28 protein-coding genes are annotated in these 22,442 nt (G+C 41.0%); 8 read left to right on the plus strand and 20 right to left on the minus strand.

All coding sequences use genetic code 11. The annotated features are described in order from the left end of the window. Nucleotides 1–256: 256 nt before the first annotated feature. Nucleotides 257–676, plus strand: a complete 420-nt coding sequence (locus M1E09_RS16375; protein WP_456271908.1) for an HIT family protein — start codon at nt 257–259, stop codon at nt 674–676. Between the two features lie 201 nt (nt 677–877). After that, a complete protein-coding gene (locus M1E09_RS16380) occupies nt 878–1,411 on the plus strand; it encodes a tryptophan transporter (protein WP_456271909.1) in 534 nt (177 codons plus the stop codon). Nucleotides 1,412–1,544: 133 nt separating this feature from the next. Here M1E09_RS16380 and M1E09_RS16385 read toward each other — a convergent pair whose 3' ends face one another. Continuing rightward, nucleotides 1,545–1,739: a hypothetical protein gene (locus tag M1E09_RS16385; RefSeq protein WP_456271910.1), complete on the minus strand. Its 195-nt coding sequence runs from the start codon at nt 1,737–1,739 to the stop codon at nt 1,545–1,547. Nucleotides 1,740–2,080: 341 nt separating this feature from the next. Between M1E09_RS16385 and M1E09_RS16390 the strand changes: the two genes are divergently transcribed. Both M1E09_RS16390 and M1E09_RS16395 read left to right on the plus strand, forming a co-directional pair. Further along, on the plus strand, nt 2,081–2,437 hold the full coding sequence (locus M1E09_RS16390) for a YtxH domain-containing protein (RefSeq protein ID WP_456271911.1): 357 nt from the start codon (nt 2,081–2,083) through the stop codon (nt 2,435–2,437). A 236-nt stretch (nt 2,438–2,673) separates the two neighbouring features. Further along, nucleotides 2,674–3,246: an HTH-type transcriptional regulator Hpr gene (locus M1E09_RS16395; protein WP_456271912.1), complete on the plus strand. Its 573-nt coding sequence runs from the start codon at nt 2,674–2,676 to the stop codon at nt 3,244–3,246. On the opposite strand, the gene M1E09_RS16400 is transcribed toward M1E09_RS16395, so the two are convergent. After that, complete coding sequence (locus M1E09_RS16400; protein WP_456271913.1) at nt 3,243–3,572, minus strand: DUF1878 family protein; 330 nt, start codon at nt 3,570–3,572, stop codon at nt 3,243–3,245. The two genes, M1E09_RS16395 and M1E09_RS16400, sit on opposite strands and share 4 nt — an antisense overlap. Before the next feature lie 285 nt (nt 3,573–3,857). On the opposite strand from M1E09_RS16400, the gene M1E09_RS16405 reads away from it, so the two are divergent. After that, nucleotides 3,858–4,406 carry a DUF3267 domain-containing protein gene (locus tag M1E09_RS16405; RefSeq protein WP_456271914.1) on the plus strand — a complete coding sequence of 183 codons (549 nt, stop codon included), beginning with the start codon at nt 3,858–3,860 and terminating at the stop codon, nt 4,404–4,406. Nucleotides 4,407–4,550: 144 nt separating this feature from the next. Further along, nucleotides 4,551–4,730 carry a hypothetical protein gene (locus tag M1E09_RS16410; RefSeq protein ID WP_113928232.1) on the plus strand — a complete coding sequence of 60 codons (180 nt, stop codon included), beginning with the start codon at nt 4,551–4,553 and terminating at the stop codon, nt 4,728–4,730. A gap of 358 nt (nt 4,731–5,088) precedes the next feature. Here M1E09_RS16410 and M1E09_RS16415 read toward each other — a convergent pair whose 3' ends face one another. The 3 genes from M1E09_RS16415 to M1E09_RS16425 form a co-directional block, all read right to left on the minus strand. Continuing rightward, nucleotides 5,089–5,178, minus strand: coding sequence for a YjcZ family sporulation protein (locus tag M1E09_RS16415; protein ID WP_456271915.1), 90 nt, complete (start codon nt 5,176–5,178; stop codon nt 5,089–5,091). A gap of 66 nt (nt 5,179–5,244) precedes the next feature. Continuing rightward, nucleotides 5,245–5,334, minus strand: a complete 90-nt coding sequence (locus M1E09_RS16420; RefSeq protein ID WP_044022974.1) for a YjcZ family sporulation protein — start codon at nt 5,332–5,334, stop codon at nt 5,245–5,247. A gap of 92 nt (nt 5,335–5,426) precedes the next feature. Beyond that, on the minus strand, nt 5,427–5,513 hold the full coding sequence (locus M1E09_RS16425; RefSeq protein WP_119548379.1) for a YjcZ family sporulation protein: 87 nt from the start codon (nt 5,511–5,513) through the stop codon (nt 5,427–5,429). 190 nt (nt 5,514–5,703) lie between these two features. On the opposite strand from M1E09_RS16425, the gene M1E09_RS16430 reads away from it, so the two are divergent. Then, on the plus strand, nt 5,704–6,672 hold the full coding sequence (locus M1E09_RS16430) for a peptidylprolyl isomerase (RefSeq protein ID WP_456271916.1): 969 nt from the start codon (nt 5,704–5,706) through the stop codon (nt 6,670–6,672). Between the two features lie 50 nt (nt 6,673–6,722). On the opposite strand, the gene M1E09_RS16435 is transcribed toward M1E09_RS16430, so the two are convergent. The 14 genes from M1E09_RS16435 to M1E09_RS16500 all read right to left on the minus strand — a co-directional run bounded on the left by M1E09_RS16435 (nt 6,723) and on the right by M1E09_RS16500 (nt 21,161). Continuing rightward, a complete protein-coding gene (locus M1E09_RS16435; RefSeq protein WP_456271917.1) occupies nt 6,723–6,902 on the minus strand; it encodes a sporulation YhaL family protein in 180 nt (59 codons plus the stop codon). 92 nt (nt 6,903–6,994) lie between these two features. Next, complete coding sequence (yhaM, locus tag M1E09_RS16440; protein WP_456271918.1) at nt 6,995–7,936, minus strand: 3'-5' exoribonuclease YhaM; 942 nt, start codon at nt 7,934–7,936, stop codon at nt 6,995–6,997. A gap of 218 nt (nt 7,937–8,154) precedes the next feature. Beyond that, entirely contained in the window at nt 8,155–9,360 is a 1,206-nt protein-coding gene (locus M1E09_RS16445) for an MFS transporter (RefSeq protein ID WP_456271919.1), read from the minus strand. Between the two features lie 84 nt (nt 9,361–9,444). Further along, nucleotides 9,445–12,435: an AAA family ATPase gene (locus tag M1E09_RS16450; protein ID WP_456271920.1), complete on the minus strand. Its 2,991-nt coding sequence runs from the start codon at nt 12,433–12,435 to the stop codon at nt 9,445–9,447. Between the two features lie 19 nt (nt 12,436–12,454). After that, a complete protein-coding gene (locus M1E09_RS16455; RefSeq protein WP_456271921.1) occupies nt 12,455–13,690 on the minus strand; it encodes a metallophosphoesterase family protein in 1,236 nt (411 codons plus the stop codon). Nucleotides 13,691–13,820: 130 nt separating this feature from the next. Then, nucleotides 13,821–14,288: a hypothetical protein gene (locus M1E09_RS16460; protein ID WP_456271922.1), complete on the minus strand. Its 468-nt coding sequence runs from the start codon at nt 14,286–14,288 to the stop codon at nt 13,821–13,823. Between the two features lie 13 nt (nt 14,289–14,301). Continuing rightward, nucleotides 14,302–15,069 carry a hypothetical protein gene (locus tag M1E09_RS16465; protein ID WP_456271923.1) on the minus strand — a complete coding sequence of 256 codons (768 nt, stop codon included), beginning with the start codon at nt 15,067–15,069 and terminating at the stop codon, nt 14,302–14,304. Nucleotides 15,070–15,369: 300 nt separating this feature from the next. Next, entirely contained in the window at nt 15,370–16,731 is a 1,362-nt protein-coding gene (locus M1E09_RS16470; RefSeq protein WP_456271924.1) for an NAD(FAD)-utilizing dehydrogenase, read from the minus strand. A 38-nt stretch (nt 16,732–16,769) separates the two neighbouring features. Further along, nucleotides 16,770–16,955, minus strand: coding sequence for a hypothetical protein (locus M1E09_RS16475; protein WP_456271925.1), 186 nt, complete (start codon nt 16,953–16,955; stop codon nt 16,770–16,772). Nucleotides 16,956–16,966: 11 nt separating this feature from the next. Continuing rightward, nucleotides 16,967–17,479 carry a GNAT family N-acetyltransferase gene (locus tag M1E09_RS16480; protein WP_456271926.1) on the minus strand — a complete coding sequence of 171 codons (513 nt, stop codon included), beginning with the start codon at nt 17,477–17,479 and terminating at the stop codon, nt 16,967–16,969. Beyond that, complete coding sequence (locus M1E09_RS16485; RefSeq protein ID WP_456271927.1) at nt 17,463–18,017, minus strand: topology modulation protein; 555 nt, start codon at nt 18,015–18,017, stop codon at nt 17,463–17,465. The genes M1E09_RS16480 and M1E09_RS16485 overlap by 17 nt, the downstream gene beginning before the upstream one ends. A gap of 29 nt (nt 18,018–18,046) precedes the next feature. Then, complete coding sequence (locus M1E09_RS16490) at nt 18,047–18,586, minus strand: GNAT family N-acetyltransferase (RefSeq protein ID WP_456271928.1); 540 nt, start codon at nt 18,584–18,586, stop codon at nt 18,047–18,049. Nucleotides 18,587–19,018: 432 nt separating this feature from the next. Next, complete coding sequence (locus tag M1E09_RS16495) at nt 19,019–20,269, minus strand: ABC transporter permease (protein ID WP_456271929.1); 1,251 nt, start codon at nt 20,267–20,269, stop codon at nt 19,019–19,021. Then, nucleotides 20,262–21,161 carry an ABC transporter ATP-binding protein gene (locus M1E09_RS16500; protein ID WP_456271930.1) on the minus strand — a complete coding sequence of 300 codons (900 nt, stop codon included), beginning with the start codon at nt 21,159–21,161 and terminating at the stop codon, nt 20,262–20,264. Before M1E09_RS16500 ends, M1E09_RS16495 begins: the two co-directional genes overlap by 8 nt. A 198-nt stretch (nt 21,162–21,359) precedes the next feature. On the opposite strand from M1E09_RS16500, the gene M1E09_RS16505 reads away from it, so the two are divergent. Next, the gene (locus M1E09_RS16505) at nt 21,360–21,545 is read left to right on the plus strand and encodes a YhzD family protein (RefSeq protein ID WP_456271931.1); all 186 of its coding nucleotides are present in this window, start codon (nt 21,360–21,362) and stop codon (nt 21,543–21,545) included. A 97-nt stretch (nt 21,546–21,642) separates the two neighbouring features. Here the strand turns inward: M1E09_RS16505 and M1E09_RS16510 are convergent, their stop codons facing one another. Then, nucleotides 21,643–22,437: an enoyl-CoA hydratase gene (locus tag M1E09_RS16510; RefSeq protein ID WP_456271932.1), complete on the minus strand. Its 795-nt coding sequence runs from the start codon at nt 22,435–22,437 to the stop codon at nt 21,643–21,645. Nucleotides 22,438–22,442: the final 5 nt, after the last annotated feature.

Raw genomic sequence — 22,442 nt, forward strand, 5'->3', positions numbered from 1 at the left:
AAGGGGATGGTCGCTTTGAACCAGAGTCAGACAACAACACTCATGTATAATCACTGATCTTGCAAAAAAATGCAAAATGAGGTGTTTATCGCAGAGAATTTAGACGTTCCAAAAAACCTTTAATGTAATTCCCCCTTCAAATGGGGCTGGCAAAGGGTGATGCTGATATTACCTTTCTGCCGGCCCCTTTTCTTTGTACTTTCCATCATTTCACTTCTTATGATAAAATCAAAAAAACATTGAAAGGCGGTATACTATGAGCGACTGTATTTTTTGTAAAATCATTGACGGCGAAATCCCCTCGTCCAAAGTGTATGAAGATGAACATGTTCTCGCATTTCTGGATATCAGCCAGGTAACTAAAGGACATACCCTCGTGATCCCGAAAGTACATAAAGAAAATGTATACGAACTTACTGACGAGATTGCCTCAAAGGTGTTCTCTGCTGTACCGAAGATTTCCAATGCTATCAAAGCAGAATATAATCCAATCGGATTGAATCTCCTGAACAATAATGGTGAAGATGCCGGGCAGTCTGTTTTCCATTTCCACCTGCATATCATCCCGCGCTATGGCAAGGGCGATGGCTTTGGAGCTGTTTGGAAAACCCATACTGACCAATACACTCCCGAAGATTTAAAGGAAATTGCCAACGGAATCAGCAAACACCTATAATTAACTTACAGTTAATATTACACAATAGAACGAAAACTCCTCCTTGTCTGAGGAGTTTTTGTTATTTTCAAAAATCTTCAAGCGGATGTCTGTTAAAATAATTCTGCCTGTGGTATACTGTTTTTAACTTTTCGCTGCCGGCAATGAGTGCACGGCGGGAGAAGCAAAGCAGAGAAAAGATTAGATGAGGAGAGATGAGAAATGAATACGAAAACTTTGGTGGCACTATCACTGCTTGTAGGGATTGGTGCTGTACTGCATGCTGTCATACCGGGAATTTTCCTTGGGATGAAGCCTGACATGATGCTGACGATGATGTTTCTTGGCATTTTATTATTTCCTGAGAAAAAGAATGTGCTTCTTTTGGGGATTACGACAGGGATTATCTCTGGCCTCACTACAGCATTCCCAGGAGGATTTATACCAAACCTGATTGACAAACCGCTTACAGCTTTTGTTTTTTATCTGATGGTGCTGGGAATTAAGAAATACTCTGGATCTATCGCCGGTACAGTAACACTGACTGCTGTCGGAACAATTATTTCAGGTATCTTCTTCCTGACTTCCGCTTACTTTATAGTCGGCCTTCCAGGAGCTTTCCTTGGGTTGTTTGCTGCAGTCGTACTGCCAGCTGCACTTGTAAATGCCGGAGCCATGTTTGTGGTATACCCAGTAGTCGTGTCTATCCTAAAGCGAACAAGCTTCGCCCAGACGGTCTCGCTAACAAAATCATAATATAAATGCAAAAAGGAACCTTGGAGGTTCCTTTTTATTGTATCCATCCGCTTTACCGCTTTAAAGTGGTATAAGGGACAGTCCCTCTTCGCGCTTTAAAGTGGTAAAGTGCTGACTATTATCCCTTATTCTCCTATTTGACCGCAAGCCATAACAGGATCCCCAGAAGCAGGGCAATAACTCCACCCGTCCCAAGCACTCCCGCTCTCCTCCGCAAAATATTCTTCGGTGGATACATCCCAGATTTTTGTGTCGCCATAAAATAGTGGATCATTCCAAAGAATAAAATCGCACTTAAAGCGAAAAAGCCAAATATTATGCCATCCACAGCCTCCACCCCTTCTTTTCTCAAGGCTCTTTTCCTTCTTATACGTTGTTGCTATTTACTATGAAGTGTGTAAAATATAGCCATAATTCACAGGAAATATCCTGGTAAGCAAGCAATGAGCTACTCTCCCTATTCAAAGAGCCGCCTTGTACCCAGGGGATATCTGAAAGCAACAATCTATACGAAAACAGACTTTCCCAAAACAACCCTTTATTTTATGTTTATGCCTCAAAAAAAGCGTTATGAGAAAAGTTGATTAGTGTTTTGCCAAAAAGGGTAAAAAGGAATTATAAACTAAATGTCGAAATGAAAATGCAGGAATCATTTTTGGGGGAGATAATATGAAGTTTAAGTCAGTAACTTACGGAATCCTTGCCGGAAGCGCAATTGGTGCATTAGCAACGCTTCTATCTGCGCCAAAATCAGGGAAGGACCTGAAGCTGCAAATAAAACAGAATAAAGATGAATGGAAGGCTGTCCTGACTGAAATCAAAATAAATGCAGTTGAAGTGAAAAATTCGGTTTCCAAACTGTCTACTGAAGGAAAACATACCATTTCAACAATCAAAGACGATATGCAACACTCCATTCAAACATGGCAGGGAAGCACGGAACCTAATATCCAGCACATTAAAGATGATATCGTGCAGATTGAACAGCTTACCGAAAAAATGGAACAAAAAATCAGCAAACAATAACATTAAGAGGTCCGGCATTTTTCTTGCCGGGCCTCTTTTCATCACCAAAACAATTATTAAAAGTTGATAAAATCACGTTTTTTTTCAAGAAAATCCTTCATTTCTAAAAATTTTGTAAATTTAAACCTTTATTAATTTTTATTTTATTGGCATAATAAAAGATAGAGAGATAACTTAACTAATAGGATTCTAAAAGACATGGGAAACAATCAACATTTGGAAAGCGGGTGAATCGAATGGAAGAAAGAGAATTTTCTATGAAGGAAGCAATGTTGTTCAGCCAGAGAATGGCCCAACTGAGCAAAGCATTGTGGAAGGCGATTGAAAAAGATTGGCAGCAATGGATTAAACCTTATGATCTTAATATAAATGAACATCATATATTATGGATTTCTTATCACTTAAAAGGTGCCTCCATATCAGATGTCGCCAAGTTCGGTGTCATGCATGTATCGACTGCATTTAATTTTTCAAAGAAGTTAGAAGAAAGAGAACTTCTCCAGTTCTCCAAGAGGGAAAATGACAAACGCAATACGTACATTCAATTAACGGAGAAAGGTGAAAGCGTTTTACTCGAGCTAATGAGCAACTATAAGCCTGAAAAACATTCCATTTTCCAGGGAGTCACTCCATTAAGGGAGCTGTACGGACGCTTCCCGGATATGATAGAAATGATGGCAGTTGTTAAAAATATTTATGGCAATGATTTTATGGAAATCTTCGAAAAATCTTTCCATAATATCGAAAGTGAATTCACTGAAGAAGACGGAAAGCTCCAAAAGGTATCAACTGAAGATGAATCCAACTAGAGGTTTCGCTTTAACTGCTCCATCAAAAATGGATAAAGCCGTTGAGCAAGGCACGCCTCAATAACCTCTTCAGCTGGCAGACGCGGGTCCATATTTCCAACAAACTCCTTAAAAAGCGGAGCAAAAAAGACAAATCCTTCCGCTTTTTGTTCTTGGCATTGCTTGTTCAGCACTTCACACAATTGATAGAAGCCATTTACCTCCTTTTCAGAAAGCCCATACTTCATCACAAGCCTGTAAAATTCATATCCCCTTTCAGGCATCATTTCCATGAGCAGTTTCTGCTGGTATTCAAGTTTTTCAATTCTTTCAAGTAATTCACTCAATTCCTACACCTTCTTATATATTAATGAAACATCCACTAACCGATTTCATGCCGAGAAAAGCATCATTAATCAATGGATGCTTTCATAATAGCAAAGTCCTTAAGAACATGCTATCGGCCTGATCACAAAGCCTTCACCTGGATTGGATAAAATGAGAAAAAGGGTTTAATAATATTTTTACAAATTAATATTTATTTTTCTATTGATTTTTTGCTTTGAAAATCGTAAAGTATGGAAAGCGAAGGATTAAATTAAAAACTTGTCGTCTATGGAGGCGATTTTTTTATGCATTGCTGGAAAACAATCAATCTGGAAAAACAATTTGGCCACAGCCGTGTCATACTGCTTTCATGCCTTGTGATGATGATGGTTTTTACCGTTATCTATGTACCTGTCAATCTCATTTTATCTGAGGATCTGTATGATACTCACTTTTATATTTTCCTGACTGGTATGTTATTGGTGTATCCATTACACAAGCTGCTGCATATTGTGCCGGTGTTGACCTATGTTAATAAACTTAGATTCAAAGTGAAATTTCATTTATTTTTCATTCCTGTCGTTTCGTTTCGAGTGTCTGAGCCTATTTCGAAATATCGATTCATTCTTGCATTGATATTTCCTTTTGTCATTATTAATTCTGTGTTAGTTTCGGGCTGCATCATGCTGCCTCATTACTCACATTATTTTACGATTTTGACAGCTTACCATACAGGAATCTGTACAATTGACTTCCTATATGCAAAATGCTTGCTCTACTCTCCACGGGATGCGATGATTGAAGAAAATGAAGAAGGATATGAAATTTTAAATTTACAAAGAGGCAGTATATAGATCAAACAGCTGAAAAACAGAGAAATTCTTTTACGCTGTGAATACATCTATTGCGCCTCTTCTTTATTTTCAAGACTTCGTTCTACCATTTTCAAGGATAATTTGGTATCGTATAGCATATAGGAGATATAGGGAGGGGATAAAATGATCTCCATTTTTATCATTTTTTCAGTATTTATCCTTTATTTTATAAACCAAATGACAAACTCACTTTGTCTGCAAAAAGAAATACCGGAAGAAAGACAGCCAAAAGTATTCCGAACAATCAACATACTCATAACCATACTCTTAATCTCATCATACATAGAAATATTGTATGCTTAAAAGAAAAGCGGAAGCGCCTTGCTCAGGGGCGACAAGCGCTGGAGCAAAAAAGAGAGGAAGCCTGCACTTGGGATTCCTCTCTTTTTTGTGAAGCGACTCGAGCCCCTAGGCGCTGGAGCTGGACAATGAAATGTGGAAGGCGCCTTATCAGACCGACATGCGCTGGCACGGAAGATGGAGGAAGCCTGCTTTTGGGCTTCCTCCATTTTTTTCCTGGTCCCCTCTCCCAATATCCATTTTATGTAATTACGTGCGTATACCTCTATTTCCTGTGCACATTTACCTTCCAAAATTAAAACAGACCGCCCGATTGAGCAGTCCGTCCTTTTGCATTTATGCTTTTATAGCGCAAGGGCTCTTATACCCAAGCAGCACCGATGATAATCAATAAGATGAACAATACTACGATTAACGCAAATCCACCTGCATATCCGTATCCACCTGACATTAAACGCTTCCTCCTTTCTTAATGAAGCATAAGGCAAAACATTGCCTTATGCTTATCGAGGTTCAATTATAGCCAAGCCGCACCTACGATGATTAACAAGATGAACAATACTACGATCAAAGCGAATCCTCCGCCGTATCCGTATGAGCCACCCATAACTTTCCACCTCCTTTTAGAAGCGTTACTTTATCCTATTCAAACAATCAATTTTTGTTTAGGCGTTTAACATGTTTCTTGAAAAAACTTCCTTAGCAAATGTAAGCTGCACCTACGATAATTAGTAAAATGAACAGCACTACAATCAACGCAAATCCTGAATTATAACCGTAGCCCATTTTTATTACCTCCTTTTTTCTAGTCAAGATATCTTATGTAGGAAGTGACATTTTGGGTGTTATATACGCCCATTTTTTAGAAATCCACCCATTAAAATGTTTATTTTCTAATCAAATGTATGGTATAGTATGGTTTGTAGTTTTTAGACAAACCTTTCTGACAATACAAACTTTAGGAGATGTTATACCTATGAAGAAATGGATTTTGACAGTGTCTTTAGCCGTGGGCGTTATCGGGCTTTCTGCTTGTAATAATGCTGACGAAAACGGTGGGAACAGCGAAGTAGTCGCTGAGACAAAAGCAGGAGATGTAACGAAGGAAGAACTATATACATCAATGAAAGAAAAATTCACTCCTCAAATGGAACAAGCTCTGCAGGAATTGGTACTTACAAAAGTTCTTAGCGATAAATATGAAGTCACTGAAGAAGAAGTAGATGAGAAACTGAATGAAGCCAAAGATCAGCTTGGGCCTCAATTCGAGATGTTCTTATCTCAATATAACCTTAATGAAGAATCTTTCAGGGAATATCTGAAGCTGCAGCTGCTTCAAGAAAAAGCTGCTACTTCAGACATTGAAATTTCTGAAGATGAATTGAAAGAGTACTACGAAAACTGGAAGCCGGAAATTGAAGTCCGCCACATCCTTGTAGATGATGAAAAAACAGCTGAAGAAGTTCAACAAAAACTTGCTGACGGCGGCGATTTTGCTGAACTTGCCACAGAATATTCAAATGATCCAGGTTCTGCTGAAAATGGCGGAAGCTTAGGATGGGTCGACTATGAAGGCCGACAGAATTTCGTTCCTGAATTCTCCGCTGCTCTTGATGACCTCGAAAAAGGAAAAGTAAGTGAACCGATCAAAACACAATACGGTTACCATATTATTGAAGTGACAGACAAAAAAGAGAAGACATCGTTTGATGAAATGAAAGATGACCTTGAAAAATCTCTTAAGATGTCCAAGGTCACTCCTGAAAAAATCCAGCAGGCAATGAAACAAGTAATTGAAGATGCCAACCTGGAAATCAAAGATGAAGACCTTGAAAAAAGCTTCGAACAAATCTTGAATCCTCCGGAAACACCAGCTATGCCTGAAGGGGAAACTCCGGCTCCAGCAGAAGAAGCGCCTGCTGAAGGGGAAACAACTGAAGAGTAACACTTAAAGGGGAAGCACATTGAGTGCTTCCCCTTTTGTATTCTGATTATCTATGCAGATGTCTGGCGGCGTTTTTCTTTCTCATCTTCCATCCGCTTTATATAAACTTCTCCCTCTTGTTCAATCCATTCATTCTCGACATCCCGATCTTCTTTTGCCGACCTCATGGCCATGTAAGCACTGACAAAAATTCCTGCTACAATGAAATACATCCAAATTGGCAAAGTCATTTTCTTGATCCCCTCCAATGTTTGTCCAGCTATTACAATATATGTTGCTCTATAAAAAAAATGACTTTCATTTTGAAAGTCATTTCCGGTTGTTACTTATGAAAAGCCGGTTTATAGAAAGAACGGTTATCCAGAGCAAATACTCTTTCTGTGTACTCACCCGGTTTCGTTTTTTCCAAAACTTTATCGAGCATATTCATTTTGGCATCAATGTTATCGATATAGTGTAACATTTCTGCTTCCTTAATCATTGGAGGTTTCGGGCTTCCCCATTCTGCTTTACCATGATGGGAGAGAACCAGGTGCTGAAGGATCATGACTTCTTCTCCTTTTATCCCAAGCTCTTCCGATGCTTTGCCGATTTCATTGACCATGATGGAAATATGGCCGAGAAGGTTGCCCTCAACCGTATAGGCTGTTGAGGTAGGGCCTGACAGTTCGAATACCTTTCCAAGGTCATGAAGGATGACTCCGGCATAAAGCAGGTCAGAATCAAGAGTTGGATACAGAGCGGCTATCGCTTTTGATAAATCCAACATTGAAACAACATGATAAGCCAATCCTGACACAAATTCATGGTGATTCTTTGTAGCTGCAGGATATTCAAGAAAAGGCTTTTGGTATTTTTTCAGGAGATGGCGCGTAATACGCTGGATGTTCGGATTTTTCATTTCAAAGATATATTGGGTAATCTTGCTTGTCATTTCATCGATGCTTAATGGTGCAGTCTGGAGAAAGTCGCTCAATTCAAAACCATCACCTGAGGAACTTGGCTGGATCTGCCTGATTCTAAGCTGGTTCTTCCCTCTGTAACTTTGAACATCCCCGGAAACCTTCACAATTGTTTCAGGTTGAAAGTTCACTTCATCCTGTTCATTGGCATCCCAGAGCTTGGCTTCTATATCTCCGCTTTTATCCTGAAGAATCAGGGTCAAAAACGGTTTTCCTGTATTCGTCGTTCCTTTTGTCATCTGCTTGATCAGCATGAATAAGTCTACTGATGAGCCGACATCATATTGAGCAATTCCTTGCATTCCTTAACTCCTCCCTATTATTCGTTTCTGCTAGTATATCATATTACTGATGCCAGATTAGCAGGAAAGGACTTGAAATAGGTTGCTGGAATATACAGATATTTTTTGTATAATCTGTCTACAATCCCTGTTTCTGCTTGCTGAAAAATCCCAATCGCTCCAATTCCATCCCACGAAAAAAGACAAGCAGGGAATCCCATGCTTGTCTTTTGGATAAATCAGCTCACTGCTTCAGCTTTCCCCTTCCTTGCAATCCAAATCTTCGTGGAGATCAAACCGACGATCATGACGAAAGCTCCGAACAGGTAGGGAATGTGAATGTTCCATTCAAATAATGTTCCCGCAAGTAGAGGGCCTGCCACATTACCCAGGCTCAGGAACGAGTTATTCAGCCCCATCACCATTCCCTGTCTCTTTCCTGCGAGCTTCGAAATCAATGAATTCAAAGATGGGCGCAGCATGGAATTCCCAATAAAGAAAACAGCAGTCGTGATTAGTACCCATGCCATGTTTACAGCCAGTGTCATGATGACAAAACCGAATGCGCTGATCAGGAGCGATATGGTAACTACCTTCTGGTCTCCAAACCACTGTGTCATCTTTCCGACACCGACACCTTGTACCACAGTGCCGATCAAGCCGATGATCAAGATAATGAAGCCCACTTCCTGAGGCCCATATCCATACCTTTCAAGTGCGTAATAGCTGAAAATCGACTGAAAGTTCGCCAGCCCGAAACTCATAATAAAAACCAGGACGAGCAAAAAGCCGACCGGACTTGAAAGTGCTTTTTTCATTAAAATAAATTGATTCTCTTTTTCTTCAAGTTCCTGCTCTTCTCTCATCTCTTTTGTGTAGGATTCCGGCAATATCAGAATGGAAACAACCGCAGCAATGGACGCCGCTACCCCTGCAAACAGGAAGGGATAAGAAAGATCATATTCGGCAAGCCAGCCGCCTATTCCCGGACCAATGACAATTCCCATTCCCATGGCAGCTCCAAGTATACCCATTCCTTGTCCCCGCTTCTCTGGTTCCGTAACGTCAGAAACGTATGCCATGGCAGTCGGCATCAATGCAGACCCGAAAATCCCAGCCAGAATACGGGATAAAAACAGCATCCACAGACCTGAAGCAAAAGCAAAAATAAACTCCGCTATTGCGAAACCGATAAGGCCTATCGTAATAAGCGGTTTCCGCCCAATTCTATCGGAAAGCCGTCCCCAGACGGGGGCAAACAGAAACTGCATAAAAGCAAAGACTGCCACTAGCGCTCCAAGAACTTGGGCATTCGCATTGAATTTTTCTACATAAAATGGAAGGATTGGGATCACCAGACCGATTCCAACCATAATGATAAACAGATTAAAACTTAACAAGGCTAAAGGACCTTTGTTTTTAGTGATTCCTTCTTTTCTATCCATACTAGTTAGTCCTCTCTATGCCAGTAATTCTCATTCTAAACTGTATTGTACCGGAAAGGAGCATGATTTACTATTCTTAACCGGTTACCCAGGGATATTGCCAGCGGCAGCCAAGTTGTCTCTAAGCTGTCCGTTTTGAAGATGTATGAGATTTTCACTTTCTATATGTTGAAGAATATGAGAATGGCACGTAAAGAACAACACCTGCGTTTCGTCCTTAAGCTGGCCGATAAGTTTTATCACTGCCTCTGTTCTTTTTTTATCGAAATTGACAAATCCATCGTCAATGATAACAGGAAGAGAATAGACCCCTCTGAGCATTCTAACCAGGGCAAACCTTAAGGCAATATAGACCTGCTCCTTTGTCCCTTGACTCAATTCATCAGGAGTGAATATGACTCCGTCTTTTCTTTTGATGATAAAATTCTGATCTTCCCTGGACATCAGCTTCGTATATTCCCCGTTTGTCAATATTTTCAAATACTCCTCTGCGGTCTCGATGACTCGTGGCAGTTTCTCTTTTTTATATTCTTCTATAGTTTTCTTAAGTGCTGAGCGGGCCAGGGAGTATTTCATCCATTCTCGTGAAAGTTCATTCAGGACAGCTTTCTCTTCCTGGTAACGGTAAAGCAGCCTGCTGTATGAGTCACCTTCTTCAAGTACCGACAGCTCATAGAGAATCTCTGCAAGTTTTTCATTTTCTTTATAGGTTTTTCTTTTTAAAGCTGCAATGGTTTCTTGCAGCTGTTTACTGACCAGGCCAATATCCACTTGTTTTCCCTTTGTTTCTTTATAAGCAGTCATCAACTTTTGTCCAAGCCTGCTTTTCAACATGGCTTCCTGCTGTTCCAGACTTTCCTTTTCCTTGATCGCAGAAGCTTTTTTGCGAAACTCTTCTTCATGGGCTGAGGAGGCCGCTGCGAGCAATTCGGAGATTTCTGTTTCGCTTTTCTTTAGCTGCGCCTTGATTAAATCATGTTCCCTGGATAAATCCTCCTTCTGGTTTCCTAATTGTCCATAGGAAAGCATTTTGCGCTCATTGTCCTCAAATGCAGCTTTAATTTTCAACAAGGTTTCTTCAATAGTTGTAAAGTGTACAGGAAGGCCATCGACTGCCTCATTAATCTCTTTCTCATACAGAGAAATCTTTTCACGGCAATAGTGCTGAACCTCTGCTGCATTTTTTTCTTCCTCAACTAATTTCGTTAATTCTTTAAGCTTTTCAAAAGCCTCCCCAAGCAGTTTCCAGTGGAGGTCTGAAGGCAGGGCAAGTTCCTTTGCAAGCTTGTCAAATTCCTCAAGTGCTTTCTGCTCTTGCTTTTTGATGTTTTGTTCGTTTTCTTGCAATTTCACCATAGTATGTTCACTATCTTCCAACTTTAGAATCCATTGTTTCCACGTTTCTCTTAATTCAGTTTGCTCTTTTAATAAAGCTTTTTGCCTTTCATCCGTTTTGTTATCCTGCTGCTGAATTCTTTCTTGAATTGCATCTGCCTGGTTCTGCAATTGATCCCAATAACCGCTGTCCTTTTTTGAATTAACGTTCAGCACAATAAAGGTTATAACAGCAAGTACTACTATTGAGGCTGACACAGAAGGTAAAAGGGAATCAGTCAAAGACCAGGCAAGAAACCCTGCCGCCGCCCCGCAAATGATCGAGAGCAGCAAAAAGGACCCATTAGTTTTGAATTTACTGCCGCTATCCCTTTTTTCACTCAACTGCTTCCGTACAAGATCGTACTGAATTTTCAGTGTATCGGTATCATTGGCTTGCCTGATATTTTTCTGCAATTCCTGGTACTGGGATTCTTCCAATAGTTTTTCTTCCAGTTCTTCACACCGCTTTTCCAAAAAGTTGAACTGCTTCTTTTCTTCCTGGATAGCCTCCAGTAAAGATTCCTTTTTCATTTGGATTCTGTTCAAGTTTTCTTCAACGCTTTTGACTCTGTCTTTTGTCACAATATCCAGATTGATGCCTTCGATTTCATCGGTATCACCGATACTCAGTTCCCTCATAAGATGGGACATTTTCGCCTTCAATTGCCGCCTTAATTGTGCATGATCAGCTGACTTATCCTTCCATCTGGCAAAAAGCTCCCGTTTCTCCATCACTTTGGTAAGTAAAGCGTTTCGCTCTATGAAAGCCTGGCTTGGTTTTGCTTCTTCCATTTTTTCAGCCAATTCCGCCAACCGGGAACTTGTAACCTCCAAGGCAGTCGATTGCTGGGCATAGTTGCTTTGCCATCTCTCCAGACGGTCAATCCCGTCTATTGGAAATGAACCAATCCCTTTCATCGCTTCCAATTTTTCTTGAATATTCTCATATTCATTTAGAAGCTCCCATGAATTCAGTAAAGCCTCTGTCTGTTTCAAATCTTCTTCTTTTTGGGTTATTTCGCTTTGAAGGCCTGCAAGTACGTCTTCCGTTCTATCTTTACTTTGAAGAAGGAGACTATACGTTTCATTTTTTTCTTTGGCTTTTTTCAATTGAGCTTCGAGCTGCCTGAGTTCGGTTAATTTCTGATTGATATCCGGCTTTTTCCCGGTTTTTTTAAATAATCTGTCCAGCTCTTTCTGCAACTGTCCCTCTAATTTAAACAAGGCGTCCGTACCTGTCGTCCCTGAACTGAAAAGGTAGCGGTTAATGTCTTCCTCTTTCAATTTGGAGATTTCTTGCAGGCCATGTATATTGAAAGAGTAAATCCCCTGATAAGCGTTTTTGTCGATGCCCCTTAGTTCTCTCTTCAGGTCCTCTTCACCACCAGTAGAACCGTCGGCATAAATAACCGTTACATCTCCTGATGCTTTTCCCTTCACCCGTTCAATTGTGAAAGAAGTACCGTTGTCCGCAGCAAGTGTCAGTCGGCCGCCATATTTGGCATGTGTCTTCGGTTCATACCTTTGTTCTGAATGCTGTTTGGTAGGAAAACCGAATAGTACCCCATGAATGAATGCCATGATAGTTGATTTCCCGGCTTCATTTTCTCCGTAAAATACTGAAAAATTTCTAAGATCCTTCACGTATAGATTCTCTAACTTCCCGAATCCGTAAATATGTATATCAATGATTTTCAATCGAACCACCTCCAATTCGCTATCCTTCTTTGCTTAAGAACGCCCCTTCAAGCATTAATAGGACATTTTGTTTAATTTCTTCTTTTTCCTCCTTGTTCAGCGAGTCGATATAACGATGCGCCTGCGGATGAAGAAACAACTCGGATGAAGCCCTGCCCCAGTCCTGCTCATCCCACTTTTGAACAGTGTGAATCAATTCTGTGAAAAACGTTTCTTGTCCTCCAGGCAATTCAAATTGGCTATCATTAACCATTTTAATCGAATGGGTCCATACAAATTTTCCCTGGTGTTCTTCCCCATCCTGGAATGCCTCCAGAAGTTCTCCGTTTTGTATTTTATATTGAATATCCTCATTTAATTTCTCTGTATCAGTGAATTGGATCTCAAGAAAGACTCCCTTATCTCTTCTCTGATTCTCAACTACAGTTCTGCACACCTCAAAAACTTCACTTAACTCGGAAATGTTATCAAGAGAGATGGATGCTGTTTCCCACACGATTTCCTGAGTTTCCACAAATTCCATTGTTGTCTCTTCTTCCATTATCGTAACGGCATAACAGCCCTTGGCGCCAGTTTCTTTACGGTGCCGGCCTTGAATGTTTCCAGGATAGATAACAGGCGGCTCCTCTGACAATGCCTGTCTGACATGGATATGGCCCAAGGCCCAGTAATGATAGTTTTTTTCCTTCAATTCAGTTAAAGTAAAAGGGGAATAAGGCTCATGAGCAGAAGCTTCGCCTGCCAAACTTCCATGCAAAATACCAATATGAAAACAATCATCGTTGGTTGCGGCGGGAGGGTACTCTCCTATTTTCCGTTGATGAACATGGCGGGTATCATAGCTGAAGCCATGCAGGCGGACTTCTGCTCCCGACTTTGTAAGGCAGACTGCTTCCTCTACATCGCTCCGGAAAACCTTAACATTCTCAGGCATCTTCAGATGAGACCATTGGTTACCGAGATAATCGTGATTTCCATGGATGACAAAAACGGCAATCCCTTCCTGCTGAAGCCGTTCAAACTGTTTTTTCAATCTTGCTTGTGCCCGTATACTCCGGTCCTCTTCATCATAAAGGTCTCCGGAAATGATAACGAAATCCACACGTAATTCGAGAGCCTTATCTACTATTCTTTCGAAAGATAAAAAAGTGCTGTTCCTCACCCTTTGAAACAGTTCTTCCGGCAGGTGTTTCAGCCCTTTAAAAGGACTGTCCAAGTGTAAATCAGCAGTATGTATGAATGTGATTTTTTTCATAATGTAATCATTCTCCCCGTTATACGAATGCACGTTCTCTTATTCTTCCATTATAGACTAAATCAACCACTTTAAACAAAGACTAATAAAAAGAAGCCTCTTGTAAGAGCAGGCTCCTGAATATTAATCTTCACTTAGGCTCCAGCCTGCCGATCCCTAAGGCTTTCGCGCTTTGAAGTATAGAGTGTATCTTTTCAGACTGAGCTTCCGTTTCACATTCAATGATGACTACGACTTCTGTACTTCTCTCAATCGTTTTTCTGGCAGTCATCTGCTTTCTTTTTTTGCGGAACAGTTGAATGGCAAAACCGAGGAAAAACCCGATACCCACACCAATAATTCCCCAGATAATCGGTCCCCAGTAAAGGACAAAACCATAACTTGCCCCTAAAACGGCAAATACCGTCGCAAAAACAGAGCCTGTGCTAATGATTGATATACCATCAGAACCATGGACAGTATCCAGCAAATCAGCGTGTGGAAATTGATTTTCCAGCGGAATCGTCCAGATGTCATCAGTCGAGATCCCGATTTCCTCAATTTCAGTAAGAGCATATTCCAATGATAAGTTGTGTTCGAAAGTGGAAACAATATGCATACGATTCACCTGACTATGGCATTTTCAATGGTTTTTTTTGATACGTTTGCGATAAATAGTACCTCTGTTCATCTTTAAAAAGCTTGTTAATTTCGACCGCCGTAATGTAGGAGTGATAGGCTGCTCCCATGTAGACAGAAGGCATAAACATAAACCATTGCGGGTTTAACACAGTACTTGCTTTTAAAAAATCTCCTAAGAATAGGAGCTGTATACTTGTATAGGCATTTGATAGATAGGCATAGATCATCCACCAAATCAGGGCGAAAAAACCTAAAAGATATCTTTGTGTGTAGATCTGTCCGGCTCCTGGAATAAGAAGCGACCATACTAAAGCGGTCCAGGGACTGAGTTTATTTAAGACATAGGTCTCTAAGGTATTCATTGAAAATACTCTAAGCTGATAGTGCTCTCTCTTCGCAAGTTTCGAGGTCAGTACCATAAATGAGGCAACCTGATAGCTATTATATATCGTAAACAGATACAGACATACATAAACCAGTCCCCATTGGATATTCAGTACAGACTTTGCCATTTCAAATTTACCAGTAAATGAATAGACCATTGCCAGGTTCAGGTTAATTTGAAAGTTAAGTGTCACTTCAAACAAACTTAAGATTGTTCCCCGTATATGCTGCTGAAGCAGAATATGGCCGAAACCGGGAAAGGCTGCCGACCACCAGGCAATTACATGCGGATTTTGAGAGTGCAAAATATTCGCCCCGTAAGGACTTACAAAAGATCGGTATCTTCGTGGATAACTGGGTTCCTGCGGTTTCATAATATCCTTGTCCACCTTGCTTAGCTGTAATTTACTGCTATGGTCCGATTAAGCTTATTAAGATTGTGTATTGGATAGCCGTTACTCCCCATTCTCAATTCTCTCTATCTTTTGGACAATCCATTTGATTTTTGCCAGCCCTTCCATTTCCAGCTTGTGTCAATATTGTGCCTCTACTCGTTTCCAAGAATTCATGATAATAAAAAAGACAAAAAAAAAGCCCTAATGAACTAGTCATTTAGACTTCCTTTTCCGCCATGAACGTTTTCAGTACACAACCTTGCTTTTGTTTTTTAAACACTAATACTGCAATGTACCCGAAAGTTTCTTTACCAGGTGACCCGCCAGAAATATACCGCTGGCTGCAGCCTGGGATAAGGAATGAGTTTCACCTGAACAGTCTCCGGCCAAATACAGATGGGGGACTTCTGTTTCAAAGAATTGATTGGTAAGAAGTTTGGGTTCGTAAAATTTTGCATTGATTCCATAAATCAAAGTATCCTCATGTACCGGCTCGCCAATCAGCCCCTCTAATGCATCAAGCATTTCCAATAAAGCCTTCGTGTACAGTTCAGGGACCTCCTCCCTTAGATTTCCTCCCTGCGCATCCAGTGAAGGAGAGACTACATTTGTTGTGAATTCAACTGTCTTTCTATTAAGTTTTAAATCCTCAAGCCTTTGGACGGCAATCCGGCCGGCCCCTCTGTTGATTGTGCCAATAACAGATTGGGCGTACTGCTGGGCTTGGTTATAGGATTGAAAGTATCGGGGAACAAACAAAGTGAAATTAAGGTTTGGACTTGGCATTTCTTTCTCCCTGGCATTCTGGCCGTCCGGCATGACAAGTCCATGCTGATGCTTACGGATAATTCTTCCCTCTGGATTCATGCAATAGGTAGTCGCAGTGTATGAATCTCCAAGATACGTCAGCTTTGTTTCGAAAGTCTCCTTCAAAATGGAGTCCAGCTGGCATCCTTTCATTTCTACCCTGAGACCCAGGTCCAGTCTTGTCTCTGCATGGACGATCCCTAAAGATTCGGTCTGCCTTTTCAGCCATTTGCTCCCGCTCATTCCGGTAGCAATAACCAGCTCTTTTGTTGAGAATGTCCTTTCTGATGTGTACAGCATAAATCCATCCTTCTCTTTACAGACAGACTCTATCTCCGTTTCAAACGAAAAGGTAACCCTGTCTTTCAGAAAGTCATACATCCCTTGGAAAACCTTATTCGCCAGCCTGGTTCCCAAGTGGCGCACTTCAGTGGACAGCACCCGGAAAGAATGTTCCTCCGCCTTTGTTGACAGAGTTTCATTTTTGGTAGAGTATGTTTCAACAGCATCACCGCCAAAGGAACATAGGATGGAGTCGACCTCCTTCATTAATTCCATGGCATTGGCTTCACCGACTTTACGGCCAAGCTCCCCTCCAAAATCATTTGTATAATTAAATTTGCCCTCTGACTTCCCAAGCCCCGCAAAGCCTATATATTTACTGCAAATCCCCTCACATGTGCAGGCACCGCCGCTGTCAAGGTCGCAAACACGTTGTGAGAGCTCTTTACCAAGGTCGATTATATGTACTTTTAACTCTTCACTTTCCTGCATAAGCTTGTAAGCCGTGAAAACACCGCTCACTCCCGCACCGATTATTGTAATGTCAAACATGTCTACCGACCTCCTCTGGATCGAACGCAGTGAATTTTTCAGATCTTTGTATTAACCCGATAACTGCTTTCTTTCTTGATCTGATTGTTCAGTTCTCTTAGTTCGGTTTTCAGCTTCTTCATTTCACTTGATGAATTGATTGCGTCAGTAACTGCCGCTTTAATTACAAAATAAAATCCAATCAATATAAATAGAAACATTGTTAAAAAGATAATGAACTCCATATGATACCACCTTATTTCTTTAAAGATCCGCTACGCACATAGTGCAAGAACCTTTCATTTATTCCTGAGGATTCTTCATCTTTTTTCACTAAGCTAAACCCATTTTTTATCAGTATCTTCTGCGAAGGAAGGTTATCTTCTGTCGTTTTAGCATGTATCTCATTTACTTGAAGCTTTTCTATGTCATAAAAAAGGAGTTTTAAAGCTGCCGAAGCTATTCCCTGCCCTGTAAAAGCTTTTCCTACGCGGTAGCCGATATGGCCGATTTTAGTACTTGGATCAATATCAACCAAATTCATTCTACCGAGGATTTCACCTGCTTTATTCTTAATCAGGAAAAAAAACGAGATTTCCTCTTCCTGCTCCTTCAGCAAGAGCTTATGCTTCGATAGAAATGTTTCATAGTTGTAATAGTCAGCCCCGCGGCTTGGCACCATCGTTTCGAAGAATCCCCTGTTTTCAAGCTCAAAGGCAAATAATTGTTCTGCATCTTCCATTTTCAGCCTATCAAGATATATGTCCATCCACTTTCCCTCTTTCTATTTCCAGAGATTCTAAAAAGCCGGCAATTTCCTTCTTGTTCTTAAGCTTGAATACCTTCTTCTCGTGCCCTTTAGCTTGGAACCGTTTTATTCGTTCATCCATTTTCCGTTTACGGGAATGGTAAGTCGTGATAATAAACTTCAGGAATGACCACTCCATCTTTTCCGGGCACCCCTCCCCCATATCCGGCCTATTATTGCCAAGGTTGGTAATCCACCTTTTCAAGACCCTGTATAAGCATACATATAAAGGGAGCTCAAGATAGATGATCGTATCCGCATTCTCCATCCTTATGTCAAACGTGCTGCTATAATTTCCTTCGATAATCCAGTGCTGTTGTTTTTTTACAATCTTTCTTTGCGGCTCGGAAAATTCCTCTAATGTCGCTTCAACCCAGCCTGGTTTCCAAAACAAAGCATCTAAATGGGTGACTTCAATATCCAGCAGTTCACCGAGTTTTCTGGCAAACGTCGATTTTCCAACCCCGGCCGATATCCCTATCACCATAATTCGTTTCATTTCTTCCCCCCTCTGCCATTATTGATTTTTCAGTACAAATAACCCAGCAAGTCCAGCGATCCTTCATTCCATTTTATTGAACCGGTCTCCTTGACCATCAGTTCACCAATGACTTCCTCCCCTATTGCAAACGACATCAGGTTTTCATCATTTATTTTTAACCACCTGCATTCATTGGCTGCCGATACATAACCGTTTCTTCTGTATACTGAAGGATCATCTGCAAATAACAGACTGAAATCAATGTTTTTATTCACAGAAAATTCATCAAGGTACTTTAATAACTGTGATGCAATCCCTTGCGAACGATATTCTTTTTTTACACAGAGATCTATGATACCTAAAACCCTGACAAGCTTTCCATCCAGGTTCATCACACGATAATCCAGTCCGGCTTGCCCGACCAGCACGTCCTTTTCATCATGAACCAACAGCCTGAAATGAGGAGCCTGCTTGAAGAAAATTCTGTTTTCAGGATAGATGCCTGGAAAACATTCTGTAAGCAGTCTCTGAATTTCCGCAGATTTTTGTAAATCTATCTCATACTCATTTATCTTGATAATATCCATTTTGATTCAGCAACCTTTACCTTCATAATTTACTCAGCCTTTTTAAATGTTCGCCTTTTCAACGGCAAATACCTTTTTTAACATAGGCTTCGTTAGTTACTGATGTTGTTTTTAAAAATTATAGGATAGGACATTTTTAGCATTGATATAAGCAATAACCCAGGACTTGTTAATGTCAAGCATCTGGCTACTACGGGACTTAAGGTGGATTGTAGCGGAAGGTGTGCGACCTCCTGCGGGATTAGCGTGACAGGTGAGACCCCACAGGCGAAGCCGAGGAGGCTCACCGCACGCCCCGCGGAGTCGCACACCTGGAGCGGAAATCAAGCAACACTAATTTTGAAAGGGTCCTATAATAAACAACACTCTTTAACAGCCATTAACATAACAAAGCAGTCCCCTATTAGAGAACCGCCTTGTATGAATTCAAATTTAATTTTTCTTCGTTAACTCTATGGCCTTTTTAATATCTTTAAAGGAATTCGACTTGCCATACATTAATACACCGCCACGATATACCCTTGCTCCAAACCAGCCCAAAAGCAGAATGGAGAGAAGCAGGACGGCGATTCCCAAAATCGGTTCCCAGGCAGCGATATTCAACATTCCCACCCTCAGGAACATAACCATCGGTGTGAAGAATGGAATGTATGATGCCACCGATACGAACGTCGCATCAGGACTTGCCAATCCATAAAAAGCGATGAAGAAACCGATCATGACAAGGAAAGTCATCGGCATAACCATCTGCTGGACATCTTCTATCCTGCTGACAAGTGAACCCAGAAGAGCTGCAAGTGTCGCATATAGAAAATAACCTAAAAGGAAAAACACGACTGCATACACAATGATTCCGACGGGAACATCAGTGAATCCGAAGAATTCCATCATTCCCCCGATTTCTGAGTTTCCTTTGCTTGTCAGTGCAAAATAGCCTATCGCCAGTAAGAATGACAACTGTGTTAAACCAACGAGGCCGATTCCCAATATCTTTGCAAACATCTGCTTGACTGGCGATACACTTGATATCAGGATTTCCATCACCCTGGAAGACTTTTCAGTTGCAACCTCCATGGCAATCATGTTTGAGTAGACAATCACGGATATATAAATGAAAAATAACAGGACATATACAATGCCGCGCGCCTGATTCAATTCTTCTTCCGATTTGGCTCCTTCTACCAGAGCCTCCCTCTCAAAGGAAACCGGTGAACTTAAGAAAGCCAATTCTTCTGAAGAGAGTTCGAGATTCTTTGCTGCCTTTGCAGACTTGATTCCCTGAAGAGCATTCTGCAGGTCATTTGCAATCGAGGACTCGGAGATTGACTGAGACTTATAAACACCCTGCGGCAGTCCGCTTTCATCTTCCGAAAGAATCAAATAGCCTTTGTAAGTCCCTTCTTCCGTACTTTCTTTCAAACTTTCTTCACTTTCACTCGACATTTCCAATTCCAGATCTTTATTCAATGTCTCCAACTGGGCGGCAAATGGGGAAAACAGTTTCCCGCTTTGGTCAACCACTGCTACTGTTTCCTGCTCATCACCTTGAAAGCTTTCAATAATATCCTGTAGATTCGTCAATAACAAAATCCCGGCAGCCACAATCAAAGTGGTAATGATGAATGACTTTGCTTTAAGCTTGCTCAAATACGAATGTGACAGCATTAGTAAAAAATTATTCATATGAAGTACCTACCTTTTCAATGAATATATCATTTAATGAAGGTTCTTCTAGTTCAAACTTCCGGACAAACCCCTTTTTCACAACTTCATTAAATACATCTTGTGCAATATCCTCTGATTCTACCTGCAGCTGTACTCCTTCTGTCACTTTTTTCGATTTCGTTACTCCGTGGATTGATTCAAGGAAACGTAAATCGAAATCAGCATGGATGGTGACGTTTTTCTTGCCGAAGGAACGCTTGATTTCTTTTAACCCGCCGTGAACAACCGGAGAACCTCTATGCATAATACACAGGTTTTCACACAGCTCTTCCACATGCTCCATCCTGTGACTCGAAAACACAATCGTCGTTCCTTTTTCCTTAATTTCCTCTACAGCGTCTTTTAAGAGTTCAACATTGACCGGATCAAGACCGCTGAATGGTTCATCGAGAATCAGCAGTTTCGGTTTGTGGATGATGGAAGCAATGAATTGAATTTTTTGCTGATTCCCTTTAGATAGTTCCTCCACTTTTTTATTCACATATTCTGGAACTTTAAACCTCTCAAGCCAGTATTCCAGTTCCTTTGCAGCCTCTCTTTTATCCATCCCTCTCAAGCGGGCCAGATAGATAATCTGGTCGCTCACCTTCATTTTCGGATACAGCCCTCTCTCTTCGGGAAGATATCCAATTTCAGGACTTGTAGAATAATCGATACTTTTTCCATTCCAAGTGATCGCGCCCCCACTCGGGTCAAGCAGTCCGAGAATCATCCTGAATGTCGTTGTTTTTCCCGCCCCGTTTCCACCCAGGAAACCGAACATTTCTTTCTCCGGAATGCTGATCGACAGATTATCAACAGCAGTAAAGCTTCCGAATCGTTTCGTGACATCTTTTAGCACTAGTGTCATGCTATCCTCCCTTTCTCCCTCTGCATGCGTCTGTTTGTACAATACGCAGAATTTCTCTTCTTTTATTTCCAACTACTTCTACGATTATATAGGGAAAAAGGTTCCCTCTTTCTATAAAAATTTAAAACTTTATTATTTTATGAAATTATGCAAGAATAATAGTAACTATCAGAATTTTTTCATAAAGGGGATAGAGACATGAGAGTTTACAAATTGACTGTATTTGAACAAACAGGGGAAAATGTTTTTGAGGATTCCTTTGAAGCCAAATCCGATGATGAAGCAAAAGAAATCGGAAAACGCATACTTGAGGAAAAAGGATACGAAGATCATACACACCGCTGTGCTTCCCCGCTTGGAAAGTTGATCCTTTTCCATCCATGATCATATAAAAAGCGCAGGCCGCCAAACTTCCAAACCAATAGTTTTAAAGCTTTAATGTACATAAAAAACGGGACGAACCATTGTTCATCCCGTTTTTTTAATTCCCCGTAAATTTCGGTGAACGTTTTTCCACAAACGCCCTGATTCCTTCTTGATGATCAAGTGTCTGGCGCATCTTCCACTGTCCTTCTTTTTCAAGCTGCAGTGCCTTTTCCAGTCTTTCCCGATTCAGCTCGGCAAATATCGATTTGGACTCAATTATTGACCTTAAAGGCTTTTGCAGATAGTCTGTGATATATTTATCAATCGCTTTATCCAGCTTGCCTGATGGAATTGCTTCATCCACAAGCTTCTTCATCAATGCTTCCTGTCCTTCCATCACTTTTCCCGTCCACATCAGCTTTTTGGCTCTTCCAGTCCCCAGACGTTCCTCAAGGAAAAAGTGGCCTCCGCCATCCGGGATCAGGCCAATGCCGATGAAGTTCATCGCAAGCTTGCTGTCTTCTTCACAAATGATATAATCAGTCGCCAATGCCAGACTTAATCCAAGGCCCGCTGCCGCTCCATGAATACCTGTAATCGTTAGTTTCTTCATTGTATAAAGAGTCATCGCCAAATCGCTGATAACGTCCATTACCGAAGAGAACTCTTCTTTTCCGCCTAAGTTAAGCATTTCTTTAATATCCCCGCCTGAGGAAAACCCCCTTCCTTCTCCCTTCAGGATGAGCACCAAAATTTCTTCGTCCTTCTCAACTTCCTTTAAGCAGTTCAATAACTCTCTCATCATTTGCGTGTTCAACGCATTTAGAGATTCAGGACGATTAAGGGTAATGGTGGCCGTCTTTCCGTCCTTATCAAGTTTGATGGTTTGGTAAAGTGCATTTGTATTCATTAAAA

The organism is Bacillus sp. AK031 (assembly GCF_053903065.1).